Source organism: Sagittula sp. (genome assembly GCF_052825245.1).
In genome coordinates this window covers 132346-157829 of the sequence record NZ_JBRBWD010000032.1, presented here as the reverse complement: position 1 = coordinate 157829, position 25484 = coordinate 132346, and the positions used below count along the sequence as shown (strand labels likewise).

Below are 25484 nucleotides of genomic sequence, written 5' to 3'. Positions count from 1 at the left end.
CTTCGGGCTGTGGTGGGCGCATGCGATCCATCCGGACCATCCACGTCATCTCTGCCCATGCCGAGGGCGAGGTCGGCGACGTCATCGTGGGCGGCGTCCTGCCGCCTCCGGGCGACACGATCTGGGAGCAGAGCCGCTGGATCGCGCGGGACGGCAGCCTGCGGAACTTCGTCCTGAACGAGCCGCGCGGCGGCGTGTTCCGGCACGTGAACCTGCTGGTGCCGCCCAGGCATCCGGAGGCGGATGCCGCCTTTATCATCATGGAGCCGGAGGACACGCCGCCGATGTCGGGATCGAACTCGATCTGCGTGGCCACGGTCCTTCTGGACGGCGGGCTGGTGCCGATGACGGAGCCGGTCACCCACCTGACGCTGGAGGCCCCCGGCGGGCTGGTGAAGGTCCGGGCCGAGTGCCGGGACGGCAAGGCCGAGCGTATCCACGTGCGGAACCTGCCCTCCTTCGCCGCGCGCCTCGACCAGAGGCTGGAGGTCGAGGGGCTGGGCACGCTGACCGTCGACACGGCCTATGGCGGCGACAGTTTCGTCGTTGTGGACGCGGCGGCCATGGGCTTTGCCCTGACGCAGGACGAGGCGCATGACATCGCGCGGCTGGGTGTCCGGATCACCGATGCCGCCAACGCGCAGCTCGGGTTCACCCACCCGGACAATCCCGACTGGCGGCACATCTCCTTCTGCCTCTTCGCCGGGCCGCTGGAACACGGGCCGGAGGGCCTGACAAGCAGCGCGGCGGTTGCGATCCAGCCGGGCAAGGTCGACCGCTCCCCGACGGGGACGGCGCTTTCCGCACGGATGGCGCTGTTGCGGGCGCGGGGTGTGATGCAGGCCGGGGACACGCTGACCGTGCGGTCGGTGATCGGCTCGACCTTCCGGGGCACGATCCTTGCCGATACCGTTGTCGGCGGCCAACCGGCCATCGTGCCTGAGATATCCGGGCGCGGCTGGATCACCGGCATTCACCAGCACATGCTGGACCCCGCCGATCCGTGGCCCGAGGGTTATCGGCTTTCCGATACGTGGGGTGCGCGCTAGGGCGCGGCCGTCAGCCCGTCCAGAAGCGCCTTGAGCTGGTCCATGGGGATCGGTTTCTTCAGGACGGGTGTCTCGTCGTGGTGGGCGGGCCGGTCGGCGTTGGAGCCGAGGCCGGACATCAGCACGCAGGAGAGGTCCGGCTTCATTGCGGTCGCCGCATCGACGAAGTCGAAGCCGCTGTGCCCCTGCGGCAGCGACACGTCCACGAGGGCCAGAAGGATGCCCGGTTCCGCCGCCAGCGCCGCCAGGCCGGTTTCCATATCTTCTGCCATCACCGCTTCCTGCCCCAGCACGCGGCAGATCTGGGTCATCAGCCTGGCGAGGTCGGCGTTGTCGTCCACGATCAGGACTGTGGTGTCTGGCATTGGAAAACTTCCGGTGAAAGGAGGGGAAAACGGCCGGTCAGGCACATGCGGAGCGCGAAATCTCCGTGCAGGGAAACGCGCCCTTGGCAGTATCTTCGCTTGCATCGCCAGATGCAACGGGTGTCACTGGTTGCACACGTCATACGGGACCGTCCCATGTTACGCCTGCTTGTCCGCGTCCTTCTGGCCGCGGCGGTTGCCCTGATCCACGCTTCCCCGGCCGCCGCTCAGACCGCGGCGGAGGACAGGGTCGTGGTGCCGTGGGGGCCGCTGAGCGGGGTCTACGAACAGACGGAGACCGGGCTGACGGGGTTCTTCGCCGAGCTGGCCCTCGAGATCGGCAGCAGGGCCGATCTGGAGGTGGAGTTCCGCCGGTATCCGACCTACCCGGCGGCGCTTGCCGCCCAGGCCGCGGGCGAGACCGACATGATCGCCGGTGTTGTCGATCTGCCGATCCTGCGCGGCAATGTACTGTTGTCGGAGCCGATTGCCGAAACCGCCGTCTATCTTTTCGTCCGGAGCGAGGCGCGGTCCGACACCACCATGGAAAGCATGGCGGGCCGGCGCATCGGTGTCCTGCGCGACACCGCCTGGAGCGATCTCGCAGACCTTCAGGGACGGGCCGAGGTGGTGGCTTTTGACACGGTGTCGGCAGCCTTCGCCGCGCTTCTGGTCGGGCAGGTGGACGGGGTCGTCGCGCTGCACAAGGCCGGGGTGGATTTCCTGCGCAAGTCGCGGCTCGATTACCGGATCCGCATTGCCGGCGAACCGCTGCGCCGGGAACTGCACTATGTCGCCCTGTCGCCCGACCGGGCTGACCTGATGCCCCGGATCAACCGCGCCCTTGACGGGATGCGTGCGGACGGGACGCTGGCCGACCTGCTGCAATGGTGGAACATGGTCCCGCCGGAACCCGCGCCCGAGGTGCTGACCGTCGGCGTGACCCATTTCCCGCCCTACCAGGTGGTCAACGGGGACGGCACTTTCACCGGCTACGGGGTGGAGACGCTGCGCGGGCTGGCGGCGCGGGCGGGGCTGGCGCTGCAGTACAAGGGGATCACGGTCGAGGAATGGGCGCAGGGACCGGGCCCGGGGCGCTACGACCTGCTGCCCCCGATCAGCGTGACCGGCGAAAAGCAGCAGACGATGGATTTTTCCATCCCGATCCAGCAGTCGCCCTACGCGATCTTCATGCGCGTAGGCGAGGGCGACGATGTGAAGGGTCTCGACGATCTGGAGGGGCGCCCGGTCGGCGTGCGCGAGAACAACTACGCGGCGCAACTGGCGCAGAACCACGGCGGGCTGACGCTTTCCACCTACCCTGACGAGTTCGGGCTGTTCGACGGTCTTCTGCGTGGAGAGGTCGACGCGGTGCTATACGCCAGCGTCCCCGCGCGCGAGGCGCTCGCCCGCTCCGGGAGAAGCCAGGATGTGCGGGAGATCCAGCCGCCCTTCGAGGTCTCGCAGCGGGCCGTCGCGCTGCGCCTTGGCCTGCCGGAGGTGCGGGAACGGCTGGATGCGGTCATCCCGGGGTACCTGTCTTCCGAGGAGTACATCGCCCTGCGCGACCGCTGGCTGGGCGATCCGGTGTTCTGGACGCCTGCCCGGACGCGCCTTGCACTGGGAATCGCCATTGCGCTTGCGGTGCTCATCCCGCTAGCCTTCCTTGTTCAGTCGAAGCGGGCACAGCACCGGGTAGAGGCACAGGCGGATGATCTGCGGCGGATCACCCTGCGGCTGGGGGCCATCCTGAACGCGACGCGTGCCGCCATCGTCGGGCTGCGCCGCGACGGGCGCATCGCCTTTGCCAACCCCGGCGCCGTGGGCTTGCTGGGCCTGCGTGCCGACACATGGCCCGCGGACTGGCCGGAGGACGTGTCGTTTGTGGGGGCGGACGATGACCTGCCGCTCCTGTCCTCCGCCGATCCTGTCCAGCGCGCCCGCGCCGGGTCGGAGATCGTGTCGGAACGGGCGGTGCTGAGGACCGGCGAGACGGACCCGAGGCGCTATGTCCGGATCTCAAGCTCGCCGGTCGATGCGCCTGCGCAGTCGGACCTGTCTACGGTGCTGGTGATCGAGGACGTGACGGAACAGGAGAAGGTGCGCCAGCAGGCGGAACGGGCCGGGCGGCTGGACGCGCTGGGGCAACTGACGGGCGGGGTGGCGCACGATTTCAACAACATCCTCGCCACGATCCAGTACGCGGCGCAACTGGCCAGCATGTCGGCCGACGCGACGCAGAAGGACTTTCTCGACAAGGCGCTGGCCTCTGTCGAGCGGGGCAGCCTGCTGACCGGGCGGCTGCTGGCCTTTGCCAAGCGCCAGCCTGCCGCCCCCGACGCCGTGTCCGTTGCCCGTATCCTGCGCGAGCTGCGGGATCTGGCAGGGCCGCTCCTGGAAAAGTCCGTGACGCTCGAGACCGCCTTTCCCGAGCCGGACCTCTGGGTGGTCTGCGATCCTGCCCAGCTTGAGAACGCGCTCCTGAACCTCGTGCTGAACAGCAGGGACGCGATTCTGGGCGCGGCGGAAAGCGGGCGGATCGTCGTGCGCGCCTGTGCGACGGCGCCCGACGCGAGCGGTTTCGACCGGGTGGAGATCGCGGTGGAGGACGATGGCCCGGGCATGACGCCGGAGGTGCGCAAACGCGCCACGGACCCGTTCTTCACGACCAAGGGCGGCGAGGGCGGCACCGGACTGGGCCTTTCGATGGTCTATGGCTTTGTCGAGCAGTCGGACGGTGAACTGGTGATCGAGAGCACGCCGGGGCAGGGCGCCAACGTGATCCTCAGGCTGCCGGGCGGCGACATGCCCGAGGAGGCCGGGGAGGAGACCGCGGGACAGATCGAGAAGGGCGCGGGGGAATGCGTGTTGATCGTCGAGGACGAACGCGACCTGCTGACCCTGACCTCGGAGATGGTGAAGTCGCTGGGCTACCGTGTCCTGACGGCGCCGACGGGGCGGGCGGCACTCGACCTCGTCAATGCCGATCCGTCGTGTTTCGACCTTCTCCTGACCGACGTGGTCATGCCCGGAGGGATCGGTGGCTTCGACCTTGTGCGCCGGGTGCAGGGGGTGCGGCCGGACGTGCCCGTCGTCTACATGTCCGGCTACACCGGCATCACGCGCGAGAACATGGGCAAAGCAACGGCGCCGCTGATCCGCAAGCCCTGCCGGCCCGTGGAACTGTCGCGGGTGCTGCGGCGGGCGCTTCGGGCAACTCAGCCGCCATCGCCGCTCTGATCCACACGCATCCGGATGGGATGAAGTGAGGCGGCCTTGGCCACTTCTTTACATCTATGAGTGTTTCGCAAGGCTCATTGCACTTTCTGGTTGCGTTCAGCGGTTTTTCAGGAAAATATCGTAATGGTCTTTATCTGAGAGGAAACAGGTCTTTTCGACAGGTCCCTGAGAGGTGGCGGGACGACCGCAACGGGCATGACCGGGCGCCCTGCACGGTCCGCTTGCCCCGCGACTCGGTCTGCCCGATCACCGACTTGGGCGGCCCGCGTGCGACCCGGACAGTTGCGGGTTTTCGCAAGTGAACGTCGTATCGTGCCAAGTGAGCTGACACATTTCCGTTTCTTTCGCATCCGGAGCGGGCAATTCTGCCCGTTCGGCGGAAACCTGCTGCTGACATGCTTGTTTTTTCCAATTGCGTGCGGAAATGGCTGTCGGAAATCACGGGATTGCGTTTTTGCAACCTTGTTCGGGGCGGGCATACTTTGTAGCAAAAACGTAAATTTCGAGTTTGGATACGCTATGTCGTCGCTTTCAGGTATGGCCAAGCTGCGTGAAGCGCTTTGGCAAATGGAAAAGGACATCGGACTCGCCGAGCTGTCGCGGAACGAGCGCGACCTCCTTTATGCGTTCCACTCCGTCGCGGCCGTGTCGGGCGGGGGCGAGGTGAGCTCGGAACAGGTCAGGACCGACGGTGTCGTCTGCGACATGAAGCACGCGACCTTCCACAGGTCGCTCAAGCGGTTGCTCGAGCTGGGCTATATCGAAGTGGCCCCGCAGAGAAAGACCAAGGTCTACCGGCTGACGGACAAACCGCTGGGCGTCTGACGCCGGGCGCCCTCGGCCATATCGCTCCGGGCAACGCCTGGTGCGCCCCCCTTGACGATGCAGCCTCAGGCAGAAACAACGAGTGGACGCCGCGCGTCCGTTCAGGGCCGGTCCCGAGGAGTGACTCATGAAATTCCGCTTTCCCATCGTCATCATCGACGAGGATTTCCGATCCGAAAACACATCCGGCCTTGGCATCCGCGCCTTGGCCCAGGCCATTGAAAGCGAAGGGTTCGAGGTGCTCGGCGTCACCAGCTACGGTGACCTGAGCCAGTTCGCCCAGCAGCAAAGCCGCGCCTCTGCCTTCGTGTTGTCCATCGACGACGAGGAATTCACCCCCGGGCCCGATCTGGACCCGGCTGTGCTGAACCTGCGCAAGTTCATCGAGGAAGTGCGCTGGAAGAATGCCGACGTGCCGATCTACGTCTATGGCGAAACCAAGACCTCGCGCCATTTGCCAAACGACATCCTGCGTGAGCTGCACGGCTTCATCCACATGTTCGAGGACACGCCGGAGTTCGTGGCCAAGCACATCATCCGCGAGGCGAAAAGCTACCTCGAATACATCCAGCCGCCGTTCTTCAAGGAGCTTCTGGATTACGCCGAGGACGGGTCCTACTCGTGGCACTGCCCTGGGCACTCGGGCGGCGTGGCGTTCCTGAAGTCGCCCATCGGGCAGATGTACCACCAGTTCTACGGCGAGAACATGCTGCGCGCCGACGTGTGCAACGCGGTGGAGGAGCTGGGCCAGCTTCTGGACCACAACGGGGCCATCGGCGAGTCGGAGAAGAACGCGGCGCGGATCTTCAACGCCGACCACTGCTTCTTCGTGACCAATGGCACCTCGACCTCGAACAAGATGGTCTGGCACCATACCGTTGCGCCGGGCGACGTGGTGGTGGTGGACCGCAACTGCCACAAGTCGATCCTGCACTCGATCATCATGACTGGCGCGATCCCGGTCTTCCTGAAGCCCACCCGCAACCACTGGGGCATCATCGGACCGATCCAGCGGTCGGAGTTCGAGCCGGAGGCGATCAAGGCCAAGATCCGCGCCAACCCGCTGCTGGAAGGCGTCGACCCGGAGACGGTCAAGCCGCGCATCCTGACCCTGACCCAATCGACCTATGACGGCGTGCTTTACAACACCGAGGTCATCAAGGGCATGCTGGACGGCTGGATCGAGAACCTGCATTTCGACGAGGCCTGGCTGCCGCACGCGGCCTTCCACCCGTTCTACGGCACCTATCACGCCATGGGGCGCAAGCGGGAACGCAGCAAGAAATCGGTGACCTACGTCACGCAGTCGGTGCACAAGCTGCTGGCCGGGATTTCGCAGGCGAGCCACGTTTTGGTGCAGGACAGCGAAGAGACGAAGCTGGACCGCCATCTGTTCAACGAGGCGTACCTGATGCACACCTCGACCTCGCCGCAGTATTCGATCATCGCGTCCTGCGACGTGGCTGCAGCGATGATGGAGCCTCCGGGCGGCACGGCGCTGGTGGAGGAGAGCCTCGACGAGGCGCTCGATTTCCGCCGGGCGATGCGCAAGGTCGACGAGGAGTTCGGCAACGACTGGTGGTTCCAGGTCTGGGGGCCGGACACGCTGGCCGAGGAAGGCATCGGCCGCGCCAAGGACTGGGAGCTGAAGAAGACCGACAGCGAGGGCGTCGAAAGTTCGGGCGAGGATGCGTGGCACGGCTTTGGCGACATGGCCCGCGGGTTCAACATGCTCGACCCGATCAAGGCGACGATCATCACGCCGGGCCTGAACATCGACGGTCTGTTCTCGGACGAGGGTATCCCGGCCTCCATCGTTTCGAAGTACCTGACCGAACATGGCGTCGTGGTCGAGAAGACCGGGCTTTACTCCTTCTTCATCATGTTCACCATCGGCATCACCAAGGGCCGGTGGAACACGCTTCTTGCGGCGTTGCAGCAGTTCAAGGACGACTACGACCGGAACAACCCGCTGTGGCGCGTCATGCCGGAGTTCTGCGCCGCACAGCGCCGGTACGAGAAGATGGGCCTGAAGGACCTCTGCCAGCACGTACACACGATGTATGCAAAATATGACGTGGCCCGCCTGTCGACGGAGATCTACCTGAGCGACCACCACCCGGCGATGACCCCGTCCGAGGCGTTCTCGCACATCGCGCGCCGCACGACCCAGCGCGTGCCGATCGACAAGCTGGAGGGCCGCGTGACCACGTCGCTGGTGACGCCGTACCCGCCGGGCATTCCGCTTTTGATCCCGGGCGAGGTCTTCAACGCCAAGATCGTGGACTACCTGCGCTTCAACCGGGACTTCGCGCGCGAATGCCCGGGGTTCGAGACCGACATCCACGGGCTGGTGCAGGAGGTGGGCGAGAACGGTGTCGTCCACTACTTCGCGGACTGCGTCGCCGAATAGGACCGTGCACTGGACGTAACATCACGCGTGGCGCCCGTTCCTGCAGGAGCGGGCGCTAGGCATTTTGCATGGCCAGCTCCGCGAAGACCCGACCCGTCGCGACACTGTCGATTTGCCCGCCCGGCGACCGTTGCAGGAACAGCACGTCCAGACCATGCCGTTCGGCGAGGGCGATGCCCTTCTCCACACCCAGCACCATCAGCGCGGTCGCCCAGGCGTCCGCCTCTGCGCAGGTCTTTGCCACGACCGTGACCGATGCAGGCGGCGCGGACAGCGGCGCGCCCCGGGTCGGGTCCATCGTGTGGGACAGGCGGCGTGTGCCGAGATCGATCCAATGCCGGTAATCGCCGGAAGTGGCGACGGCGGCGTCCTCCAGCATCAGGACGGAATGGGCGGCGCGGTGCCGGTGATCGGGTGTTTCGATGGCGACGCTCCAGGGGCTCCTTTCGGGGCGCAACCCCAGTGCGCGCAGTTCCCCGTCGATCCCCACCAGGCCGTTCGCGATGCCGAAGCCGAGAAGCGTCTCGGCCAGCCGGTCGACGCCGTAGCCCTTGGCGATCCCGTTGAGGTCCAGCGCCAGCGGTACACGCTTGCGCACGGCGGACGCGCCGATCTCTACCGCGTCCCATGCTGCTGTGCGCCTGCGGTCCATGGCGACGCGGATCGCGTCCGGCGCGGCGTCTGCCGGGCCGAAGCCCCAGGCCGTGACCGCGTCGCCAAGACCCACGTCAAAGGCGCCGCCCGTCTGCTGCCCGATCTCCAGGCCCAGTCTCAGGACGGCAACCAGGTGGTCGGGCATAGGCACCCAACGGTCGACCGGCGCCGCGTTCAGGCGCATCAGGTCGCTGTCGGCCCGCCAGGTCGACATCTGGGCGTCGACCTCCTCCACCGCGGTTTGCAGGGCGGCGCGAAGCGGGTCAACGTCGAACCCCCGGGGCGAGTGGAACACTGCGGACCAGCGGGTGCCCATGGTCGGGCCGTTCAGGGCGTGTCGGATCGGGTCAGTATATATCTTCTGCATAGCGTCCCTGGGCTTTCAGTGTGGCCGGGCTCAGGCCGGTCGGGGCGAGGATGTCGGTCAGCGTGGCGCGCACGCCCTCGGCCATCTGCCGCCCGCCGCAGACCATGACCTTCGCGCCGCTCTGGATGAGGCGGGCAACCTCGGCAGCATCGTCGCGCAGGGCGTCCTGCACATGGCGCGGGTGCCCGCCGCGCGACGTGGCGGTGACGAGGCGGGTCAACCGCCTCTCCCATGCCCAGTCCGACAATTCCGCACCATAGAGCAGATCGCTTTTCGGATCGCGCAGGCCGAAATACAGGTGCATGGGGCGCCGTTTCACGTTGGCCCGCAGAAACCCGGCCAGCGGCGCGACCCCCGTGCCCGCTCCGATCAGGAGCAGAGGTTTGCGTCCCCGTCCGGGATGGAAAGCCGGGTTGCGGCGCAGGAAAGCGTTGACCGTTTCGCCGGGCGTGAGCGCGGTCAGCATGCCGGAACACAGCCCGCCGGGATGCCTGCGCACCACGATCTCGACAAATCCGTCCCGGGCGCCGGAGGCCAGGGAGTAGAAGCGCGGCATTTCCGACCCGTCCGGAAGAATGCCGATGAGATCGCCCGCCCGGAAACCAGCGAGGCCCTTGCCGGTCAGCCGCTGCCAAAGGGACGCGGGGGGAAGGGCGAACCGCAGGATGGAGGTGGGTGCCTGGACCTCTGCCCCGTAGTCCCGGCGCGACACCAGCCTGAGCGTCTCTGTCGCCGGGCGGACGGGCTGGTGGTTCAGCGTCAGGTCGCGGCCTATCGCGTCGCCAAGCGCATGGCCCCAGCGTTCGAAGTCCTGCGGCGATTGCCGGTCCACGGTGTCGAAGGGCAGGAGCAGGGGCCAGCCGGCCTTCTCTGCCGTGTCCGCCAGGGTCCGGGCAAAGCCGCAGAACTCCGGGAAGCCGCTGTCGCCGAAGCCGAGCACGGCCATTGGAATGTCGGCGGTCTGTGCTGCCAGCCGGTCCAGCGCGCCCTTGGCCGTGGCGGGGGCGTCGCCGTTGCCGTAGGTGGCGGCCATGATGACGATGCTCCGGGCCGAGGTATAGCGATGCGGCGCGAGGCTGGACAGCGGTGCTGCGTGAACCCTCTGGCCCGCGTCGGTCAGCGCGGCATGCAGGGTCGCGGCAAAGCCCCATGTCGTGCCGCCCTCACTGGCGACCAGCAGGATGGTGTCGGCCTCTGCGGCGGTGGCGTTCGCCGCAATGCGGGGCCGCCCGCGCGCTCCGGCCCGCCAGATGAGTACGCCGGTCATCCCCATTGCCGGTACGCCAAGCGCCATGAGCCCCAGCAGAAGGCCCAGCACGGCAGCGCCCTGTCCGGTATGCAGCGTGAATACAAGCTCCGAGACCCGCTCTGTCAGGGAAAGCGGAGTCCATGCCAGGAGGCTGCCCGTGCCCTGATCGACGTACCCGGTGCCGCGGTCGGTCTTCAGGGTGAAGACGTCCGAGGAGTCGCCGGGGTAGGGGAAGGTCAGTTCGCGCAGAGCGGACACGGGCAGATCCGTCAGCGCCTCCATGTCGTGGAAGGCGGCGCCGGTCTGGCCGCTGACCGTTTCCGGGATGGGTAAGGGCCCGGCTTCAGGCAGAAGGCCGAAGGTCGAGGCGGTCATCCACAGTGCGGTGACGGACGTCAGCACGAGGGCAGGAACGGCCACCCGTGCGAGCATGGTGTGCCACCGGCCCGCTGCCGGGCCCTGCGTGCGCGAGAACCAACGGTGCCATCCGCCTGCCCGCCGTGCCACCAGCGCAGCGCCGGAGGCCGACAGCAACAACATGGCCGCTGCGCCAAGCGCCGTGACGATGCGCCCCGCGTCCCCGAGGAAGAGCGAGCGGTGAAGGTTGGTCAGCCAGCGCACGGCCGGGTTCGGATCGGCGTCGGCCACCGCCTTGCCGGTGTCGGGGTCGACGATCGCGGAACCGGGCGTGCCCAGATCGAACCAGTAGGCGGTGATCTTGCCGGAGGGCGCGCGCCGGATCTGCTCGACGCCCGGGAACTGGACACTGATGCGTTCGGCCAGCGTGGCCACCGAAAGCCCCGGATCGGTGGCCGGGGCCGACAGCCGTTCGGCCACGGGAAAGACCGAGAGCGCCGCGCCGCTCAGCGCAAGCACGGTCAGGAGGGCCAGCGCCACAAGGCCCGGCCAGCGGTGAAGCGCGCGGATCATGCCCTTTTGCCTCACATCTCGTAGCTGAACTGTGCGACGTAGCGACGGCCCCGCGTCGCCGTGCCCTGGCCGCCCGTGGTCAGGGGTACCGCGATCTCGTTCGGGCTGTCGCGCATGTCCTCGACCGCGGCGTCGACGTGGAGGGTGTAGCCCGCGTCGAACAGCGCATCGGCAAGGTCGAGCGTCACGCTCAAGGTGCGGCCCGCGCCGACGCTGGCCCCGGTGATCCCGTCGATCTGCGCGCTGTCGCCGCCGGTGGCGCGATACCAGTCGGTCAGGTGCTTGTAGTACTTGGACTTTCCGCCAGCCATCCAGAGGCTGCCGACATATTTGTCGGAGGCATCGGTGACATAGAGGCTGAGGTAAGCGCCGTCCCCGCCATAGGGGTTCAGCGTTGTGTTGAGGGTGACGGGACGGGCGGCGACGGCGGCGGGTGCGGACAGCGCGGTGCAGAGCGCAAGAGTGGCGGTCAGGCTTTTCATCAGGGGACTCCGGTGTTCGGGAAAGGGGTTCGGGCGCGGCACGTCCTGCGCCGCGCCGTGCGGATCACTTCATTTCGACCTGCGGCGCGGCGCCGTTGCCGAAGAGACCGTTCTGCGGGGGCGTGACAGTGCCTGCGGGCGCCGGGTTCATCGCCGTGTTGCCGCAGTCGTCATCGTCGTCATCGTCGTCGTCGTTGTGGTCATCGTCGTCATCGCCGTAGGATGCCCGGCAGTCGTGATCGTCGTCGTCATCGTCATCGCCGTCCCAGTCGGCGAGGTGGAAGGCACGACCGGCTGCACCGTCTTCGAACAATGTGCGGACGGTCTCCGCCGGTGTGCGTCCGGGGGAAGCCATCGCGCTCCAGGTGGGAATGCCGATGGCAGCGGCCAGAAGGGTGGTGCCGGTCAGAATGGCGAGGGTCTTTTTCATCGCGTGGTCTCCTTGTCGCGGGATGAGACCAATCTGGGTGCCGTGTCTGAGCGCAGCCTGACGGCTCGGCAGTTAGACCTTCAGCTTTCCGTCAGGTTTGTCGGAAGGCCGCGCTTGTCGGGAAAAGACGCGGAAACGCCCGGCAGGCGGCGGCCCGTCGGGTTGAGGGGCATGGATGGTCAGGGGGAGCAGGCCTGCGCCGTTCAGTCGTCGTCGCGCTTAAGTTCAAATTCCACGATCTCAAGCGTCTGAGGGTTGATCTTGACCTCGATCCGCCGTCCGTCCGCGTCCTGTCCGCGGATCTCGTAGCAGCCATCGTCGATCTTGATCCGGCGTACGGTCCAGTTGTTGTCCTCTGCCAGCTTTGCGACGGCTCCGCGTGGCTGCCAGTCGGCCATCGGCACATAGCAGTCGTCGTCCGCCCGGACCGGACCGGCCAGGGCCGCGGCGAGAATCGCCAGAACTGCGCATGTCGTCTTCACTGGCCGATCTCCTTGTCGTGGCCGGGCGTGCCGCCGGACCGGTGTCCACACTCCAACATGAAGCTGACGGCAAGCTGAAGCGAGGGTGCGCGCTTTGTCAGCCTTGTGTCAGCCTGGCAAGCCAAGGATGCTGCAACCGAGAGGAAGACGGCCACCATGCGCATCCTGCTGATCGAAGACGACCGTGTCCTGGGCGCCGCCACGCGCGACCAGATTGCCAGCGACGGGCATTCGGCGGACTGGGTGAGGCGTCTCGACGAGGCACGCGAGGCGATCCGCAGCGCGGCCTACGACCTGATCCTGCTGGACCTGATGCTGCCCGATGGCCTCGGGCTACACTTTCTCAGGGCGCTGCGCACCGGCGGCGATGTCACACCGGTCATCATCCTGACCGCGCTGGACCAGGTGTCCGACCGGATCGCGGGGCTGAATGCAGGTGCGGACGACTACCTCGTGAAGCCCTTCGACCTGGACGAACTGTCGGCGCGGATCGGCTCTGTCGCGCGGCGCTACACCGGCAACCCCAACCCGATCGTCACGCATGGAGCGCTGGCCATCGACCTCGCGGCCCGAAGCATCACCCGCGACGGCAGGCCGGTGCAGCTGACCGCGCGAGAATGGGCGCTGTTCGAGGCCTTCCTGTCCCGGCCCGGCCAGCTCCTGTCCAAGGCGCAACTGGAGGACAAGCTCTATGCCTTCGGCGCAGAGATCGAGAGCAACACCATCGAGGTGCACGTCAGTCGCCTGCGCAAGAAACTGGGGCCGGCGGTGATCGAGACGGAACGTGGCCTCGGTTACCGGCTGGGCCGCGCATGAGACGACCACGCAGCCTGTTGACCCGGCTGGCCCTGTCGCTGGGCGTGCTGCTGACAACCATCTGGATCGGCGCGGCCACGATCACGGCCATCGGCCTGCGGCACGAGATCGACGAAGTGTTCGATTCCGCGCTGCGCGAGACGGCGGAGCGCATCCTGCCGCTGGCGGTCACCGATATCGTCAGCCGCGACACGGACGGCGTCACGCAGCGGCTGGCGGCGCTGCGCGGTCATGACGAACATTTCACCTATGTCGTTCGGGACGCCGGGGGCACCGTCCTGCTTCAGTCCCATGCCGCCGACCCGGCAGTGTTCCCGCCCTATGACGGCCGCGGCTTCCGCAAGACGGCGACGCACCGGTTCTACAATGACGAGGCGGTCAGCGGCACCATCCGCATCACCGTGGCGGAGCCGCTGGGCCATCGTGCCGAGGTCGCGGGCGAGATCCAGATGGGGCTGGGCCTGCCTCTGCTGATCGTGCTGCCCGTGGCGCTGCTGGCGATCTTCCTCGCCGTCCGCGAAAGCCTTGGCCCGTTGCGCCGCTTCCGCGACCGGCTGGAGGCCCGCACGCCCCGCGACCTGACGCCCGTCCCCGCGCTGGACCTGCCGTCCGAGTTGGCACCGCTGGCCGAGACGTTGAACCGGCTGTTCGGTCAGCTGCAGGCAGCGTTCGAGGCGGAGCGCAGCTTTGCCTCCAACGCGGCGCATGAACTTAGAACGCCGCTGGCCGGGGCCATCGCTCAGGTGCAGCGGCTGCGGGCCGAGACCGACGATCCGAAGCTGAAGGAGCGCGCGTCCGGGATCGAGGCAACGCTCAAGCGGCTCACCCGGCTTTCGGAGCGGCTGATGCAGCTTGCCCGGGCCGAGGGCGGCCGGCTGAGGCTGCCGGAAAGGGCGGACCTGCGTCCTGTGGTCCGGATCGTGGCGGATGACATCGGGCGGGCGCCGGGCGGTCCTGACATCCGCATGACCCTGCCGCCGGATCCGGTTCTGTCCGACCTCGATCCCGACATGCTGGCCATCCTCTGCCGGAACCTGATCGAGAATGCGCACCGTCATGGGGACAAGGGCCAGCCGGTCGAGGTGCGGCTGACGCAGGGGGGCACGCTGAGCGTTGCAAATGACGGCCCGCCCGTGGCCGCCGAAAAGCTGGCCCGCCTGACGCGGCGTTTCGAGCGCGCCGCCGATGACCCCGAAGGCAGCGGGTTGGGGCTGGCCATCGTCTCAGCCATCGCGGAGCGCAGCGGCAGCCGGTTGACGCTGAGCTCTCCGCGTCCGGGCCAGACCACAGGGTTCGAAGCCCGGTTGGACCTGCCGGTGGCGCCTTCGGCGGATCACAGCGGCTTCGAGGGCGGCAACCACCGGGGCTAGAACGCCTTTGCGGGTGCTGTACGCCGTTCGGAGCCCGTCATGTGCGGCTTACGAAGCGCGGGCCAGCAGCCTGCCGCAGGGCGATGTGCCGAGGGCTTCCGGGCGATAGGCGAGCTTGCCGTTGAGATAGACCGACACGATGCCCTCCGCCGGGCGGGTGGGGTTCTCGAAACTGGCGGCATCGCGGATGCGGCCGGGATCGAACAGCACCAGGTCGGCGGCGGCGCCTTCGGCGATCCGCCCGCGGTCGGGAAGCGCCAGAACATCTGCGGTCTGGCCGGTCATCTTGGCGATGGCCGTTGCCAGGGTCAGAAGGGACCGGTCGCGCACGTAGTGGCCCAGCACCCGCGGGAAGGCGCCCCAGAGCCGGGGATGCGGTCTTCGGTCACGCGGCAGTCCGTCGGAGCCCACAAGCGACGGGGGCCATGCGAGGATGCGCTCAAGGTCGCCGTCATCCATCTGGTGATAGATCGCGCCGCCCGGACGCAGCCGGTCGAGCGCTTCCATCTCGGGGATGCCCCATATCCCTGCGATCTCGCTCAGGTCGCGACCGGCCATTTCGGGATGCGGGTCCGACCAGCTTACGGTCACCCGGCGGCTGTCCCGCGCGAAGCTCTCGATCAGCACGGTGGAACTGGCGGTGTAGGGATAGACGTCGATGTCGAGCGTGATGTCCTGCCGCGCGTCCTCGATCATGGCGAGCGTTGTCCGGGACAGGCCGAACGCCGCCTCGCCGCAGCATTTGTGGTGAGAGATCAGCGTGCGCGCGCCGCTGCGGCGGGCGATGTCGATGGTCTCGGCCACGGCGGACACCACGCCGGTCCGCTCGTCCCGCATGTGCGTTGTCCAGAGCGCGCCTGCGGCGGCGACCTCGCGCACCAGCGCGAGGACCTCTCCGGTCGTGGCGGCCTTGGCGGGCGGATAGGCGAGGCCGGTGGACAGGCCCGCGGCCCCCTGATCCAGCGCGGCGACCAGATCGCGCCGCATGGCCTCGACCTCGTCACTGGTTGCGGGGCCGGTCAGGTCGTCAACAGCCCTTGCGCGCAGCACGGTGTGGCCGACCAGCGGGACGACGTTCAGCGCAGGGCCTGTGGCGCGGACGGCGGCCAGAAAATCCCCGAAAGTCTCATGGCGGTATTCGTCCTTCGTCGCGATCAGGTCGAGCGGCGGGACGACCGTGTCGCGGCGTCCGAGCGGGGTCGGCCCGAGGCTGATGCCGCAGTTGCCGGTCACCACGGTGGTCACGCCCTGGCTCAGCTTCGGCAGGCTGGCGTCCAGCGACATGGCGGCCAGATCGTCATGCGTGTGGACGTCGATGAAACCGGGGGCAAGGGCCAGCCCTTTGGCCTGCACCTCTTCGCGTGCGGAGAGCGTCAGGCCGGAGCCTACCGCGACGATCCGGTCGCCTGCCACGGCAACGTCACAGGTCATCGGCGGTGCGCCGGTCCCGTCGAAGACGGAGGCGCCACGGATCAGCAGATCGCATTCGTAATTGCCGCTCATGCCGTGTCTCCCGGTGTCCAGGTGATCGTGTGGCCGCCCCGCGTGCTTGTCACGGTGCCGTTGCGCAGGATGCAATAGGCCTCCTGTATGACCTTGCCGACGACCCGGCCCCCGGCGATCACCGGATCGCCCCGGCGCACCGGGCAGCCTTCCCACTCGGCGCGCCGCCACTCCGGTCCGGCCGCCTCGAATGCCAGGGGCGTGGTGGTGTCAGGATCGATCAGCAGGGCGCGTTCGGCGCTGCCGTCGTGCACCGTCAGGCCGATGGCCGTGCCCGATCCGGTCCATGCGTCCCTTGGCCAAAGCGTGTCTCGGATGGCGGAGACGGCAAGATCGGCCAGAGCCTCGTGCGGAAGGATCGAGTTGTGCATCACCGCCACGGACAGGCCCGGTTCGACCAGCAACGCCTCGCCGATATCGTCGCGCGCGGCGACGGATGCGGAGTTCGCCAGCGCGATGTCGCCGCCAAGCGTCATCGCGATCAGCCCGGCATCGAGCTCCGGCGCGTCGCCGAGGGCGCGCGCGACCGCCTCTTCGGCGGACAGCCCTTCGCGGAGGGCCTGCAGCGCCACGAGGTTCGGGGGCGTGCCGTCCGGGCCGGGCATGTTGGGCAGGCGGTGGCCGGTCATCAGCCCCGCGTCCGCCGCCGCAGGGGTGAACTGCGACAGGGGTTGGGGCCGGTCGGGACCCGACGACATGAGCACGCCCAGATGCGCCGCCGCCAGCGTGGCGAGCAGCGGCTCTGCCAGCATGGCCCGCGCGCCGCCCCTCTGGACGCCCAGATTGTGCAGCGCGCCGTCGGGGGTGATGACCGACAGGCTGACAAATCCGCCTATTGCGCCGCGCCCCACGGCTTCGACCGCTTCGAGACCCGCCAGTGCCGCGCGGGCGGCTCCGGGGGCATGTACTGCAATTCCAATAGTCAACTGGCCACCATGTGTTGGGGAGCGATCTCGGTCAGTGGTCCCATGGGCAACTGGTCCGTGTCGAGCGCCGGCAGTGTGCCGCGCGTGCGGGTCGGGTCGGGCACCGGGACGGCGGCGAGAAGCGCCTTGGTGTAGGCGTGGCGCGGGTCGTTCAGCACCGCCTGCCGTGGGCCGATCTCGACGATCCGGCCACGGCGCATGACCGCGACCCGATGGGCGACCTCCTCGACCACCGCCATGTCGTGGCTGATGAAGAGGTAGGCGAGGCCGAGGCTTTGTTGCAGCTCCAGCATCAGCTCCAGCACCTGCGCCTGCACGCTGACGTCGAGCGCGGAGGTCGGTTCGTCCGCGACGATCAGCTTGGGGTTCACCGAGAGGGCGCGGGCGATGGAGAGACGCTGGCGCTGACCGCCGGAAAACTCGTGCGGGAAGCGGCGCATGTGGTCGGCCTCCAGCCCGACACGCAGGAAGAGCTGCTCGGTGCGGTCCTGCAGGTCCTTGCCGCTCGCCAGCCCATGGATCACCATCGGTTCCGCCACCAGACGCCGGGCGCTGAGGCGCGGGTTGAGCGAGGCGAACGGATCCTGGAAGATCATCTGCATCTCGCGCCGCGCCTTGCGGACGGCCTTGCCCGACAGCTTGCGCATGTCCGTGCCGCCGATCTCGATCACGCCTTCGTCGAGATCGAGCAGCCTGAGCACCGCACGCCCCGTGGTCGACTTGCCCGAGCCGCTTTCGCCGACCAGTGCCAGCGTTTCACCTGACGCGAGGTCGAAGCCCACGTCCTGCATCGCTGCCGTGCCGCCCGCCTTCGCCACGAACAGACCGCGTTCGCGGAAGGTCTTGGACATGCTGCGGGTGTGCAGCAGCCGGTCGCCGGGGCGGGCGGGGCTGTCCACCACCTGCCGGGGTTCCGCCGCCGCTGCATGGGCGCCAAGCCGCGGGACGGCGGCCAGCAGCGCCTTGGTGTAGTCGTGTTGCGGCGCTTCGAAGATCTCGCGGACGGTGCCTTCCTCGATCTTGCGGCCCTTGCGCATGACGACGACGCGGTCGGCCATCTCGGCCACGACGCCCATGTCGTGGGTGATCAGGATGATCGAGGTGCCGAAGCGGGTCTTCAAGTCGCGCATCAGGTCGAGGATCTGCGCCTGCACGGTCACGTCCAGCGCGGTCGTCGGTTCGTCCGCCAGCAGGATCGCCGGGTCGGAAGACATGGCCATGGCAATCATCACCCGCTGGCGCATGCCGCCCGACAGTTCGTGCGGGAATTGCCGCATCCGCCGGGGCGCGTCGTCGAGCCCGACGAGGGTCAGCATCTCGCGGCCCCGGGCTGCGGCCTCGGCGCGGGACATGCCCTTGTGCTCGATCAGCGCCTCCGTCAGTTGCTGGCCGATGCGCAGGACCGGCGTGAGGGAGGTCATCGGCTCCTGGAAGATCATCGTCACCCGGTCGCCCCGGATGCCGCGCAGTTCTTCGTCGGTGAGTGTCAGCAGGTCGCGTCCGTCGAAGGTCGCCGTGCCGGTTTCGACGTTGGCCGAACCGGGCGGCAGGAGGCCCAGCAGCGCCATGGAGGACACGCTTTTGCCCGATCCGCTCTCACCCACGATGGCAAGCGTTTCGCCCGGGTGGAGGTCGTAGCTCAGGTCCTGCACCGCGACGTTGCGGTTGCGCCCCTTGCCGAAGGAGACGGTCAGCCCCCGGACCGACAGGAGGGGTGTGCCGGTGTCTGGTGTCATCGTTCTGTCTGCCTCGGGTCGAGGGCCTCGCGGATGCCGTCACCCAGAAGGTTGAACCCCAGGACGGTAATGGCGATGGCAAGGCCGGGAAAGATCATCATCCACGGCGCGCGGCTGATGAGGTCGCGCGACGAGGACAGCATGAAGCCCCATTCCGGTTGCGGCGGCTGCGCGCCGAGGCCGAGGAAGGACAGACCGGCGGCGGCAAGGATCGCGGTTGAGACACCCAGCGTGCCGATCACGATCAGGGTCGGCACCACGTTCGGCAGCAGGTGCAGGAAGATCAGCCGCATGTGCCCGGCGCCCGCCGCTATGGCGGCCTCGAAATAGGGTTTGCCCTTCTCCACCAGTACGACGGAATGCGTCACCCGGGCATAGAACGGGATCGAGGCGATGCCGATGGCGATCATCGCGTTGGTCAGGCCCACGCCGAAGATGGCGAGGCAGGCGAGGGCGATGACGATCTCGGTGAAGGAGAAGAGCACGTCCACCAGCCGCATCAGGATGCGTTCGGTCCAGCCGGAACTGTAACCCGCGACCAGCCCGAGAAGCAGGCCGGCGGTCAGCGAGATGCCCACCGCGATCACCCCGATCTGCAGCGTCAGCCGCGCGCCGTAGATGATCCGGCTCAGCACGTCGCGGCCGAAGTCGTCGGTGCCCATGAGGTGATCCATCGACGGGCCTTGAAGCCTTGGACCGGCCGCCATGCGCAGCGGATCGAAGGGGGCGATCACCGGAGCAGTCAGGGCGGCGACGATAAGGACTGCTACGATGACGAGGCCGATGAGGCCCGAGGGGCTGGCCACCAGCGCCCGCCAGAAGCGGCGCTTGCGCGCGGCGGAGTCGGTGGCCAGGTCGTCCGCCAGCTCGGCGGTAGAGGATGAATGGATCATCACGAATACCGGATGCGGGGGTCGAGGAAGGCATAGGCGATGTCGATCACCACCGACGCCAGCGCGACCACGGTTGCAAAGAAGAGGATGAAACCCTGGATGAGCGGGTAGTCCCGGGACAGCACCGCCTCGATGGCGAGGCGTCCGACACCGTTCCAGGCAAAGACGTTCTCGATCACGATGGCGCCGCCCATGAGGTAGGCGAACTGCAGGCCCAGCATCGACACCACCGGAACGAGGCCGGAGCGCAGCGCATGACGGTAAAGCACGATGGAGCGCGGCAGGCCCTTGGCGCGGGCGGTGCGGATGAAGTCCTGATCGAAGATGTCTATCATTGCCGACCGCGTCAGGCGGGCCAGAACGGCGGCATTGGCAAGGCCAAGCGTCAGCGCGGGCAAGATCAGGCTGCGCCAGTCGCCCCCCGCCACGGGCAGCCATTGCAGTTGCAGGGCAAAGAGGAACAGCAACAGAAGACCAAGCCAGAAGTGCGGCATCGACACGCCGACGATGGCCAGCACCATCGCGCCCACGTCGACCCAGGTTCCGCGCTTGTAGGCCGCGAGGAAGCCGAGGCTCATGCCCACGACGATGGCGATGGCGAGGCTCGACACCGTCAGGGCCAGCGTGGCCGGAAAGCGCGTCAGCAGCACGTCGAGCACCGGTTGATCGCCGACGATTGACCGGCCCAGGTCACCCTGCAGCAGCCGTTGGAGGTACATGAAGTACTGCGTCCAGATCGGTTGATCGAGGCCAAGCCTGACGCGGATCGCCTCCAGTTCCTCGGGCGTGGTCTGGAAGCTGCCGTACATGATCCGCACCGGGTCGCCCGGCACGAGGTGGATCAGGATCGTCACCGCAATGGTCGCGATCCAGATGGTCACGAGCGCGGCCAGAAGGCGCTGGAGGATGAACTTGCCCATGGGCGGTCTCCTTGGCGGGAGGGGTGGTTCGGCGCGCGGGGGGAACGTGTCCGCGCGCCGAGGTGGTGACGGGCCGGGGCCTCCAGGGGAATGGAGATCAGCCCCCGCTTGTCACCGTCACGTCAAGGAAGCTCGGGTGCAGGAACGGCCCGACCTTGAAGCCCTCGACCTCGGGGCGCACGGCAAAGACCCACTCCCAGCCGGGGCTGTAGAGGCCGATGTGCACCGCGTTCTCCATCAGGTACTTGATGACCGCCTGCACCTTCTCCAGCCGAGCTTCGGGCTCGATCGTGGTGCGGGTTTCCTCCAGCATGGCGTCAAGCTCGGCGTTCTGGAAGCCGGAATAGGCGCCGGGCGAATGCCAGAGCTGGTAGAGGATGTCCGGGTCGTACCAGGACCATGTCATCATGTCGAAGGTGCCCGGCTCTTCCGAGGTGGTGTCCTCGTTCTGGGCCTTCACGCGGGCGTTCATGGTGCCGATGTCCATGATCTCGATTCCGGCGTCGATGCCGACCTGCGCAAGCTGCGACTGGAAGATCTCGGCCAGCTTGTGCCGGTTGCCGCCGGTCCAGACGAACATCGTCGTCTCCATCGGGTTGTCCGGGCCGTAGCCCATCTCGGCCAGCAGTTCCTTCGCCTTCTCGGGGTCGTATTCGTAGCCGTATTGCTTGCAGAACTCCTGATCGTTGCCAAAGACGCCGCGGGCGACCGGGCACCATTCGCGGTTCGTCAGCCCGCCGTAGATGATGTCGATGGCCATCTGCGGATCGGTGGCATAGGCGACGGCCTGACGCGCGCGGATGTCGTCGAAGGGCGGGCGCGAGACGGTGAATTCCCAGAACACGTCCTGGCCGGTGTTCTCGGCCACGATGATGTCCAGCTCGCCCGCTTCCCGGATCGCCTCGATGTCGTCGAAGGGCGGTTCCGCGATATGGACCTCGCCGGTGCGCAGCGCGGCGAGACGGGTCTGCGCCTCCGGCACGGTGCGGATCAGCAGCCGGTCGATGTGGGGCGCGCCCTCGTTCTCCCACGGCTCGCCGTAGTTCACGTAGTCGGGGTTCTTTGACAGGACGATCTCGCTGCCCTTCACCCATTCGTCGAGGATGAACGGCCCGGTGCCGATGGCGGTGGTCGATCCGAAGGTGTCCGCGGTGTTGGTGTCGCAGACCATCGAAGAGAAGCTGTCGGCGAGGAACGGCAGGAAGGCGCCGAACTTGCTGTCCAGCGTGACCTTGAAGGTCAGCGGATCCTCCACGGCGACGTCGGTGATCGGACCCCAGCTTGTCTTCGTCAGGCTGGGCGTGTCGCCGAAGGCGCGGTCGATGGTGAACTTCACGTCATTGGCGTCGAAGGCGGTGCCGTCGTGGCACAGGATGCCGTCGTTCAGGGTGAAGGTGTATTCGAGGCCGTCCTCGCTGACCTCCCAGCTTTTCGCCATGTTGGGGCCGGGGGTGCCGTCCATGTCGAAGGCGAGCAACGTGTCGTAGATCTGGTCCCACACCTGCATCGACAGCGTACTTGTCGCGCGGTGCGGATCGAGGCTGTCGATGTCCCCGTAGCGCGCCCAGACGAGGTCCTGAGCGCTGGCTGCGGTCGCGCCGAGCGCCAGCGCAGCCGTCATCATTCCCCCTGTTGCCGCGTGTAACCCGCGTCTTCTTTTGCGTGTGTCGTCCATTGTCCTCATCTCCGTCAGATCGAGTTGCGTCGCCTCGCTTGGAGGAACGACATGAGGACAAGGGTCCGTGCGGAACCTTCTTCAGCGCAAGGATTGTTTCATAAACGACATGGCGATTTTCAAAAGTGACTCTTTCGCGAGGATCGCTCCGGGCGATTCTTTTCACTTATGAAAACGCAACACTCTCATTTGCTGCTTTCTTCAGCCCATTGAGAATGAATCGATTCGATGTGGTCCAGACGCCGCTGTGCCGAATCGCCGGTCCGGGTTGCCACGCGCGCACAGAGGTAGGTGACAAGGCTGAGCGGCGCGGTCATCGAACCGAAGACCGTGGGGCCCTCGGATCGTCCGCGCAGGATCAGGTCTGCGCCGCGCTTGTCCCCGGCAGCGATGGAATTGGTCACGAGGATGACCTTTGCGCCCGCGCGGCGCGACGATCCGATGACATTGCGGAACTCGTCCGTCCGGCGGCCGACGCCAAAGGCCAGCACTGCGTCCTCCGGATTGATCGAGGCGAATTCCTCCGGCACGGGGAAACCGCTGAGGGGGATCATGCGGATGTCTGGGAAGACCTTGATCAGCAGTGCCCGCGCGAACAGCGCCAGCGGATAGCCCTCGCCGAAGCCCACGACCCAGAGTTTCGCCGCGCGGCAGAGGATCTCCACCGCCTCCGACATCTGTTCTGCGGGCAGGGTCTCGAACGTGCGCACGAGGTGCTTCACCTCGGCGTCGAGGTATTCGCCCGGTGACAGGAACCCGCCGGAGAGCGCGGGCACCTCAGGCGCGGCGGCCTTGGCCGACTTGTTCTCGCGCACCTCGCGCTGGGCGTCGCGATACCCGTGATAGCCTAGGCGCCGGAACAGCCGTGCCGCGGTCGCCTTTGACACGCCGGCCTGATCCGCCAGATCGCTGGCCGTCAGGTAGCCCAGCACGCCGACATCCTCAAGCAGCAGGTCAGCCAGCCGACGTTCGCCGCGCGGCATCTCGTCATAGGTCGACAGCAGGCGTTGCGCGATGTGAAAGGTCTTTTCCATTGCTCCGGTCCCCGCCGAATGGATCATTTGAATTGTCCCGCAACGTAAAGGCTCACCCGGGGCGTATCCATGCGAAATCAATCCGGTCGCCGAGCGCCCGTTGCGTGCTTCGGATGCGCATTGCGCGTGAAACGTCATCTGCCGACCGGACGGGCGGCTCTATCTGCGGTGGGTCGCGGTGTATTCCGTCGGCGTCATGCCGAAGCGTTTCTTGAAGTTGACCGCAAAGACACGGGCGGATTCGAAGCCGCAGGCAATTGCCACCTCGTGCACCGACATGTTCGTGGTGGCCAGTTGCAGCCGCGCATGGTCGAGGCGCCGCAACTTGGCATAGGCCTGGGGCGAATGGCCGGTGTACTTCTTGAACAACCGCTCGATCTGCCGTCGCGACAGGGCGTGCTTCTCGCAAAGCGTGTCCATCGTGTCGAACCAGTTATCGCTGTTCTCGATGTCCTGGATCAGCGCGAGGAAGCGGGCGTTGCGCACTCCGAAGGTAAACGCCAGCGAGGCCTTCTGCGCCTCGTCCGGCATCCGCATCGCGGGGTGCAGGCACATCTCCATGACGACGCTCGCCGCGATGGGGCCGTAGTGATCGTTCAGCACGGACAGCATCATGTCCGTCGCGGCGGTGCCCCCGGCGCAGGTCATCACGTTGTTGTCGATGGCAAACAGCTGCCGCGTCGACATGAGGTTCGGGTAACGCAACTCGAAGCTGTCGGTGTTCTCCCAGTGCAGGGTGAAGCGGCGGCCCTGCAGAAGCCCGGCCTCTGCCAGCGTGTAGGCGCCGGTGCAGATGCCTCCGACGATGTGGCCGTGCCGCCATGCCCGGCGCACCATCGCGGTGACCGTGTCGGAGAGCGAGGTTTCCGGTTCCGTGCCGGAGCAGACGATCAGCCTTGTGTGGCGCGGCAGGTCGCGGGGCGGGCTTTCGGCCATCATGCTCAGCCCGGACGAGAAGGTCAGGGGCGCGCCGTCCGGCGTCACTAGCCGCCAGCGCGCGATCTGGCGGCCTGCGAGCTGGTTGATGATGCGCAGCGGTTCGACCGCCGAGGTGAAGGCCAGCATCGACGCCTTCGGCAGCCCGACGAAGGTGAAGTCCAGCTTGTCCACGTCGCCTTCGAGCGCGATGGACGCGATCCCCCGCGAGGTCTGCTCCTGTGTCGCCGGGCCGCCAGCGGGTCTGTTCGAGGCGTGATCTGCTTCCATGTCGCGGTGTCGTCGGTCCGTTTGGTCGTTGCGGGTGGTCTGGATGTCCGCTGGTTCTACGATGCCAAGCGTCGGTTGGCTCATGGCCATCCAAAGGATATTGCCGCCCGACACCCTAGCAATGCGACACCGGCCAGTCAGCTTGTGATGCGCCGCGACCGTACAGCCGCGTGCAGCGGTTGCAAGCGACCTCGGGCCGGTGTCGGCACGATTGGATGCGTCCAGCACAGACGATAGGCGGTCGAGAGCGTTGTGCCTCAGTGGAGCGTCAGAAGGGAAATCCCGCCGACCATCACCAGGCTGAGCGCCCAGACCACGTCGAGGTTGAACCAGCTGCGGGACAGGGCCTTCAGGCCGAACCAGCGATAGACAGCAAAGGCGAATGCGCCCCCGGCAAGGGTCATGGCCAGGGTGTGGGCCAGCGCCACCAGCGCCGCCACCCCGGCGTTTCCGGTCATCAGGCCGGCAGCCGCCGCATGACCGGCGTCGGATTCGACCGTGCGGCAGATGCCAAGGTAGATCGGCACCAGCATCAGCCCCGCGCCATGCGCCATCGCGGCCAGGAAAGACCACAGCGCCAGCCGTGACGGCGGAATGCGGGCGAGGAACCGGGGGTGGCGCCGGTTGAACAGCAGGTACACCCCGAGGCCGATCACGAGGAGCGCGGCGCCGATCTGGATCTCGCGTTCCCATTCGGCAAGGAACATGAGCGCGCCGAAGGGAAACAGGATCGCGGCCATCGCCAGCAGGTGCCCGAGGGCCAGCGCCCCCAGCGCCCGCCAGAGGCTGCGGCGGCTGCGGTCCATCAGCGCGGCAGAGACGGCCAGCGGCCATCCCATGCCGGGATTGACCCCGTGATAGAGGCCGGACAAGGCAACGGCCCCCCAGAGGGCCGTTGCGGTGGTCGGTGCATCCATGT

At 67.2% G+C, this 25484-nt stretch carries 21 protein-coding genes; 6 read left to right on the top strand and 15 right to left on the bottom strand.

Annotated features, from left to right (window positions below; translation table 11 throughout):
* The first annotated feature begins 20 nt into the window (after window positions 1-20).
* The gene (locus ACU0DV_RS11745) at window positions 21-1049 is read left to right on the top strand and encodes a trans-3-hydroxy-L-proline dehydratase (protein WP_446242647.1); all 1029 of its coding nucleotides are present in this window, start codon (window positions 21-23) and stop codon (window positions 1047-1049) included.
* Here the strand turns inward: ACU0DV_RS11745 and ACU0DV_RS11740 are convergent.
* Window positions 1046-1414: a response regulator gene (locus ACU0DV_RS11740; RefSeq protein ID WP_446242648.1), complete on the bottom strand. Its 369-nt coding sequence runs from the start codon at window positions 1412-1414 to the stop codon at window positions 1046-1048. The genes ACU0DV_RS11745 and ACU0DV_RS11740 overlap by 4 nt on opposite strands.
* A 156-nt stretch (window positions 1415-1570) precedes the next feature.
* On the opposite strand from ACU0DV_RS11740, the gene ACU0DV_RS11735 reads away from it, so the two are divergent.
* From ACU0DV_RS11735 to ACU0DV_RS11725, 3 genes are all read left to right on the top strand, one after another.
* On the top strand, window positions 1571-4654 hold the full coding sequence (locus ACU0DV_RS11735) for a transporter substrate-binding domain-containing protein (protein ID WP_446242649.1): 3084 nt from the start codon (window positions 1571-1573) through the stop codon (window positions 4652-4654).
* 519 nt (window positions 4655-5173) lie between these two features.
* Entirely contained in the window at window positions 5174-5479 is a 306-nt protein-coding gene (locus ACU0DV_RS11730; protein WP_100929025.1) for a MarR family transcriptional regulator, read from the top strand.
* 127 nt (window positions 5480-5606) lie between these two features.
* Window positions 5607-7892, top strand: a complete 2286-nt coding sequence (locus ACU0DV_RS11725; protein ID WP_446242650.1) for an Orn/Lys/Arg family decarboxylase — start codon at window positions 5607-5609, stop codon at window positions 7890-7892.
* A 55-nt stretch (window positions 7893-7947) separates the two neighbouring features.
* Here ACU0DV_RS11725 and ACU0DV_RS11720 read toward each other — a convergent pair whose 3' ends face one another.
* The 5 genes from ACU0DV_RS11720 to ACU0DV_RS11700 all read right to left on the bottom strand — a co-directional run bounded on the left by ACU0DV_RS11720 (window position 7948) and on the right by ACU0DV_RS11700 (window position 12486).
* Window positions 7948-8913 carry an FAD:protein FMN transferase gene (locus ACU0DV_RS11720; RefSeq protein ID WP_446242651.1) on the bottom strand — a complete coding sequence of 322 codons (966 nt, stop codon included), beginning with the start codon at window positions 8911-8913 and terminating at the stop codon, window positions 7948-7950.
* A complete protein-coding gene (locus ACU0DV_RS11715; RefSeq protein WP_446242652.1) occupies window positions 8894-11092 on the bottom strand; it encodes a PepSY domain-containing protein in 2199 nt (732 codons plus the stop codon). Before ACU0DV_RS11715 ends, ACU0DV_RS11720 begins: the two co-directional genes overlap by 20 nt.
* 11 nt (window positions 11093-11103) lie before the next feature.
* Window positions 11104-11574 carry a DUF2271 domain-containing protein gene (locus tag ACU0DV_RS11710; protein WP_446242653.1) on the bottom strand — a complete coding sequence of 157 codons (471 nt, stop codon included), beginning with the start codon at window positions 11572-11574 and terminating at the stop codon, window positions 11104-11106.
* 64 nt (window positions 11575-11638) lie between these two features.
* Window positions 11639-12004: a hypothetical protein gene (locus tag ACU0DV_RS11705; RefSeq protein WP_446242654.1), complete on the bottom strand. Its 366-nt coding sequence runs from the start codon at window positions 12002-12004 to the stop codon at window positions 11639-11641.
* 203 nt (window positions 12005-12207) lie between these two features.
* Window positions 12208-12486: a PepSY domain-containing protein gene (locus tag ACU0DV_RS11700; RefSeq protein ID WP_446242655.1), complete on the bottom strand. Its 279-nt coding sequence runs from the start codon at window positions 12484-12486 to the stop codon at window positions 12208-12210.
* A 156-nt stretch (window positions 12487-12642) separates the two neighbouring features.
* Between ACU0DV_RS11700 and ACU0DV_RS11695 the strand changes: the two genes are divergently transcribed.
* Together ACU0DV_RS11695 and ACU0DV_RS11690 are read left to right on the top strand one after the other, a co-directional pair.
* Window positions 12643-13302, top strand: a complete 660-nt coding sequence (locus ACU0DV_RS11695; protein ID WP_446242656.1) for a response regulator transcription factor — start codon at window positions 12643-12645, stop codon at window positions 13300-13302.
* Window positions 13299-14672, top strand: a complete 1374-nt coding sequence (locus tag ACU0DV_RS11690) for an ATP-binding protein (RefSeq protein ID WP_446242657.1) — start codon at window positions 13299-13301, stop codon at window positions 14670-14672. The genes ACU0DV_RS11695 and ACU0DV_RS11690 overlap by 4 nt, the downstream gene beginning before the upstream one ends.
* A 48-nt stretch (window positions 14673-14720) precedes the next feature.
* Here ACU0DV_RS11690 and ACU0DV_RS11685 read toward each other — a convergent pair whose 3' ends face one another.
* The 9 genes from ACU0DV_RS11685 to ACU0DV_RS11645 all read right to left on the bottom strand — a co-directional run bounded on the left by ACU0DV_RS11685 (window position 14721) and on the right by ACU0DV_RS11645 (window position 25482).
* Window positions 14721-16175, bottom strand: a complete 1455-nt coding sequence (locus ACU0DV_RS11685; protein WP_446242658.1) for an N-acyl-D-amino-acid deacylase family protein — start codon at window positions 16173-16175, stop codon at window positions 14721-14723.
* On the bottom strand, window positions 16172-17101 hold the full coding sequence (locus tag ACU0DV_RS11680; RefSeq protein WP_446242659.1) for a DUF6963 family protein: 930 nt from the start codon (window positions 17099-17101) through the stop codon (window positions 16172-16174). The genes ACU0DV_RS11685 and ACU0DV_RS11680 overlap by 4 nt, the downstream gene beginning before the upstream one ends.
* On the bottom strand, window positions 17098-18837 hold the full coding sequence (locus tag ACU0DV_RS11675) for an ABC transporter ATP-binding protein (protein WP_446242660.1): 1740 nt from the start codon (window positions 18835-18837) through the stop codon (window positions 17098-17100). The genes ACU0DV_RS11680 and ACU0DV_RS11675 overlap by 4 nt, the downstream gene beginning before the upstream one ends.
* On the bottom strand, window positions 18834-19730 hold the full coding sequence (locus ACU0DV_RS11670; RefSeq protein WP_446242661.1) for an ABC transporter permease: 897 nt from the start codon (window positions 19728-19730) through the stop codon (window positions 18834-18836). Before ACU0DV_RS11670 ends, ACU0DV_RS11675 begins: the two co-directional genes overlap by 4 nt.
* Window positions 19730-20650, bottom strand: a complete 921-nt coding sequence (locus ACU0DV_RS11665) for an ABC transporter permease (RefSeq protein ID WP_446242662.1) — start codon at window positions 20648-20650, stop codon at window positions 19730-19732. The genes ACU0DV_RS11670 and ACU0DV_RS11665 overlap by 1 nt, the downstream gene beginning before the upstream one ends.
* Window positions 20651-20747: 97 nt before the next feature.
* Window positions 20748-22271 carry an ABC transporter substrate-binding protein gene (locus ACU0DV_RS11660; protein ID WP_446242663.1) on the bottom strand — a complete coding sequence of 508 codons (1524 nt, stop codon included), beginning with the start codon at window positions 22269-22271 and terminating at the stop codon, window positions 20748-20750.
* 239 nt (window positions 22272-22510) lie between these two features.
* Complete coding sequence (locus ACU0DV_RS11655; protein ID WP_446242664.1) at window positions 22511-23359, bottom strand: MurR/RpiR family transcriptional regulator; 849 nt, start codon at window positions 23357-23359, stop codon at window positions 22511-22513.
* 159 nt (window positions 23360-23518) lie between these two features.
* A complete protein-coding gene (locus ACU0DV_RS11650; protein ID WP_446242665.1) occupies window positions 23519-24565 on the bottom strand; it encodes a GlxA family transcriptional regulator in 1047 nt (348 codons plus the stop codon).
* Between the two features lie 257 nt (window positions 24566-24822).
* The gene (locus ACU0DV_RS11645; RefSeq protein ID WP_446242666.1) at window positions 24823-25482 is read right to left on the bottom strand and encodes a hypothetical protein; all 660 of its coding nucleotides are present in this window, start codon (window positions 25480-25482) and stop codon (window positions 24823-24825) included.
* Between the last annotated feature and the right edge of the window lie 2 nt (window positions 25483-25484).

Coding starts and splice junctions, on each gene's coding strand:
- ACU0DV_RS11745 (WP_446242647.1), top strand. CDS start 21: ATGCGATCCATCCGGACCATCCACGTCATCTCTGCCCATGCCGAGGGC.
- ACU0DV_RS11740 (WP_446242648.1), bottom strand. CDS start 1,414: ATGCCAGACACCACAGTCCTGATCGTGGACGACAACGCCGACCTCGCC.
- ACU0DV_RS11735 (WP_446242649.1), top strand. CDS start 1,571: ATGTTACGCCTGCTTGTCCGCGTCCTTCTGGCCGCGGCGGTTGCCCTG.
- ACU0DV_RS11730 (WP_100929025.1), top strand. CDS start 5,174: ATGTCGTCGCTTTCAGGTATGGCCAAGCTGCGTGAAGCGCTTTGGCAA.
- ACU0DV_RS11725 (WP_446242650.1), top strand. CDS start 5,607: ATGAAATTCCGCTTTCCCATCGTCATCATCGACGAGGATTTCCGATCC.
- ACU0DV_RS11720 (WP_446242651.1), bottom strand. CDS start 8,913: ATGCAGAAGATATATACTGACCCGATCCGACACGCCCTGAACGGCCCG.
- ACU0DV_RS11715 (WP_446242652.1), bottom strand. CDS start 11,092: ATGATCCGCGCGCTTCACCGCTGGCCGGGCCTTGTGGCGCTGGCCCTC.
- ACU0DV_RS11710 (WP_446242653.1), bottom strand. CDS start 11,574: ATGAAAAGCCTGACCGCCACTCTTGCGCTCTGCACCGCGCTGTCCGCA.
- ACU0DV_RS11705 (WP_446242654.1), bottom strand. CDS start 12,004: ATGAAAAAGACCCTCGCCATTCTGACCGGCACCACCCTTCTGGCCGCT.
- ACU0DV_RS11695 (WP_446242656.1), top strand. CDS start 12,643: ATGCGCATCCTGCTGATCGAAGACGACCGTGTCCTGGGCGCCGCCACG.
- ACU0DV_RS11690 (WP_446242657.1), top strand. CDS start 13,299: ATGAGACGACCACGCAGCCTGTTGACCCGGCTGGCCCTGTCGCTGGGC.
- ACU0DV_RS11685 (WP_446242658.1), bottom strand. CDS start 16,175: ATGAGCGGCAATTACGAATGCGATCTGCTGATCCGTGGCGCCTCCGTC.
- ACU0DV_RS11675 (WP_446242660.1), bottom strand. CDS start 18,837: ATGACACCAGACACCGGCACACCCCTCCTGTCGGTCCGGGGGCTGACC.
- ACU0DV_RS11670 (WP_446242661.1), bottom strand. CDS start 19,730: ATGATCCATTCATCCTCTACCGCCGAGCTGGCGGACGACCTGGCCACC.
- ACU0DV_RS11665 (WP_446242662.1), bottom strand. CDS start 20,650: ATGGGCAAGTTCATCCTCCAGCGCCTTCTGGCCGCGCTCGTGACCATC.
- ACU0DV_RS11660 (WP_446242663.1), bottom strand. CDS start 22,271: ATGACGGCTGCGCTGGCGCTCGGCGCGACCGCAGCCAGCGCTCAGGAC.
- ACU0DV_RS11655 (WP_446242664.1), bottom strand. CDS start 23,359: ATGGAAAAGACCTTTCACATCGCGCAACGCCTGCTGTCGACCTATGAC.
- ACU0DV_RS11650 (WP_446242665.1), bottom strand. CDS start 24,565: ATGGAAGCAGATCACGCCTCGAACAGACCCGCTGGCGGCCCGGCGACA.
- ACU0DV_RS11645 (WP_446242666.1), bottom strand. CDS start 25,482: ATGGATGCACCGACCACCGCAACGGCCCTCTGGGGGGCCGTTGCCTTG.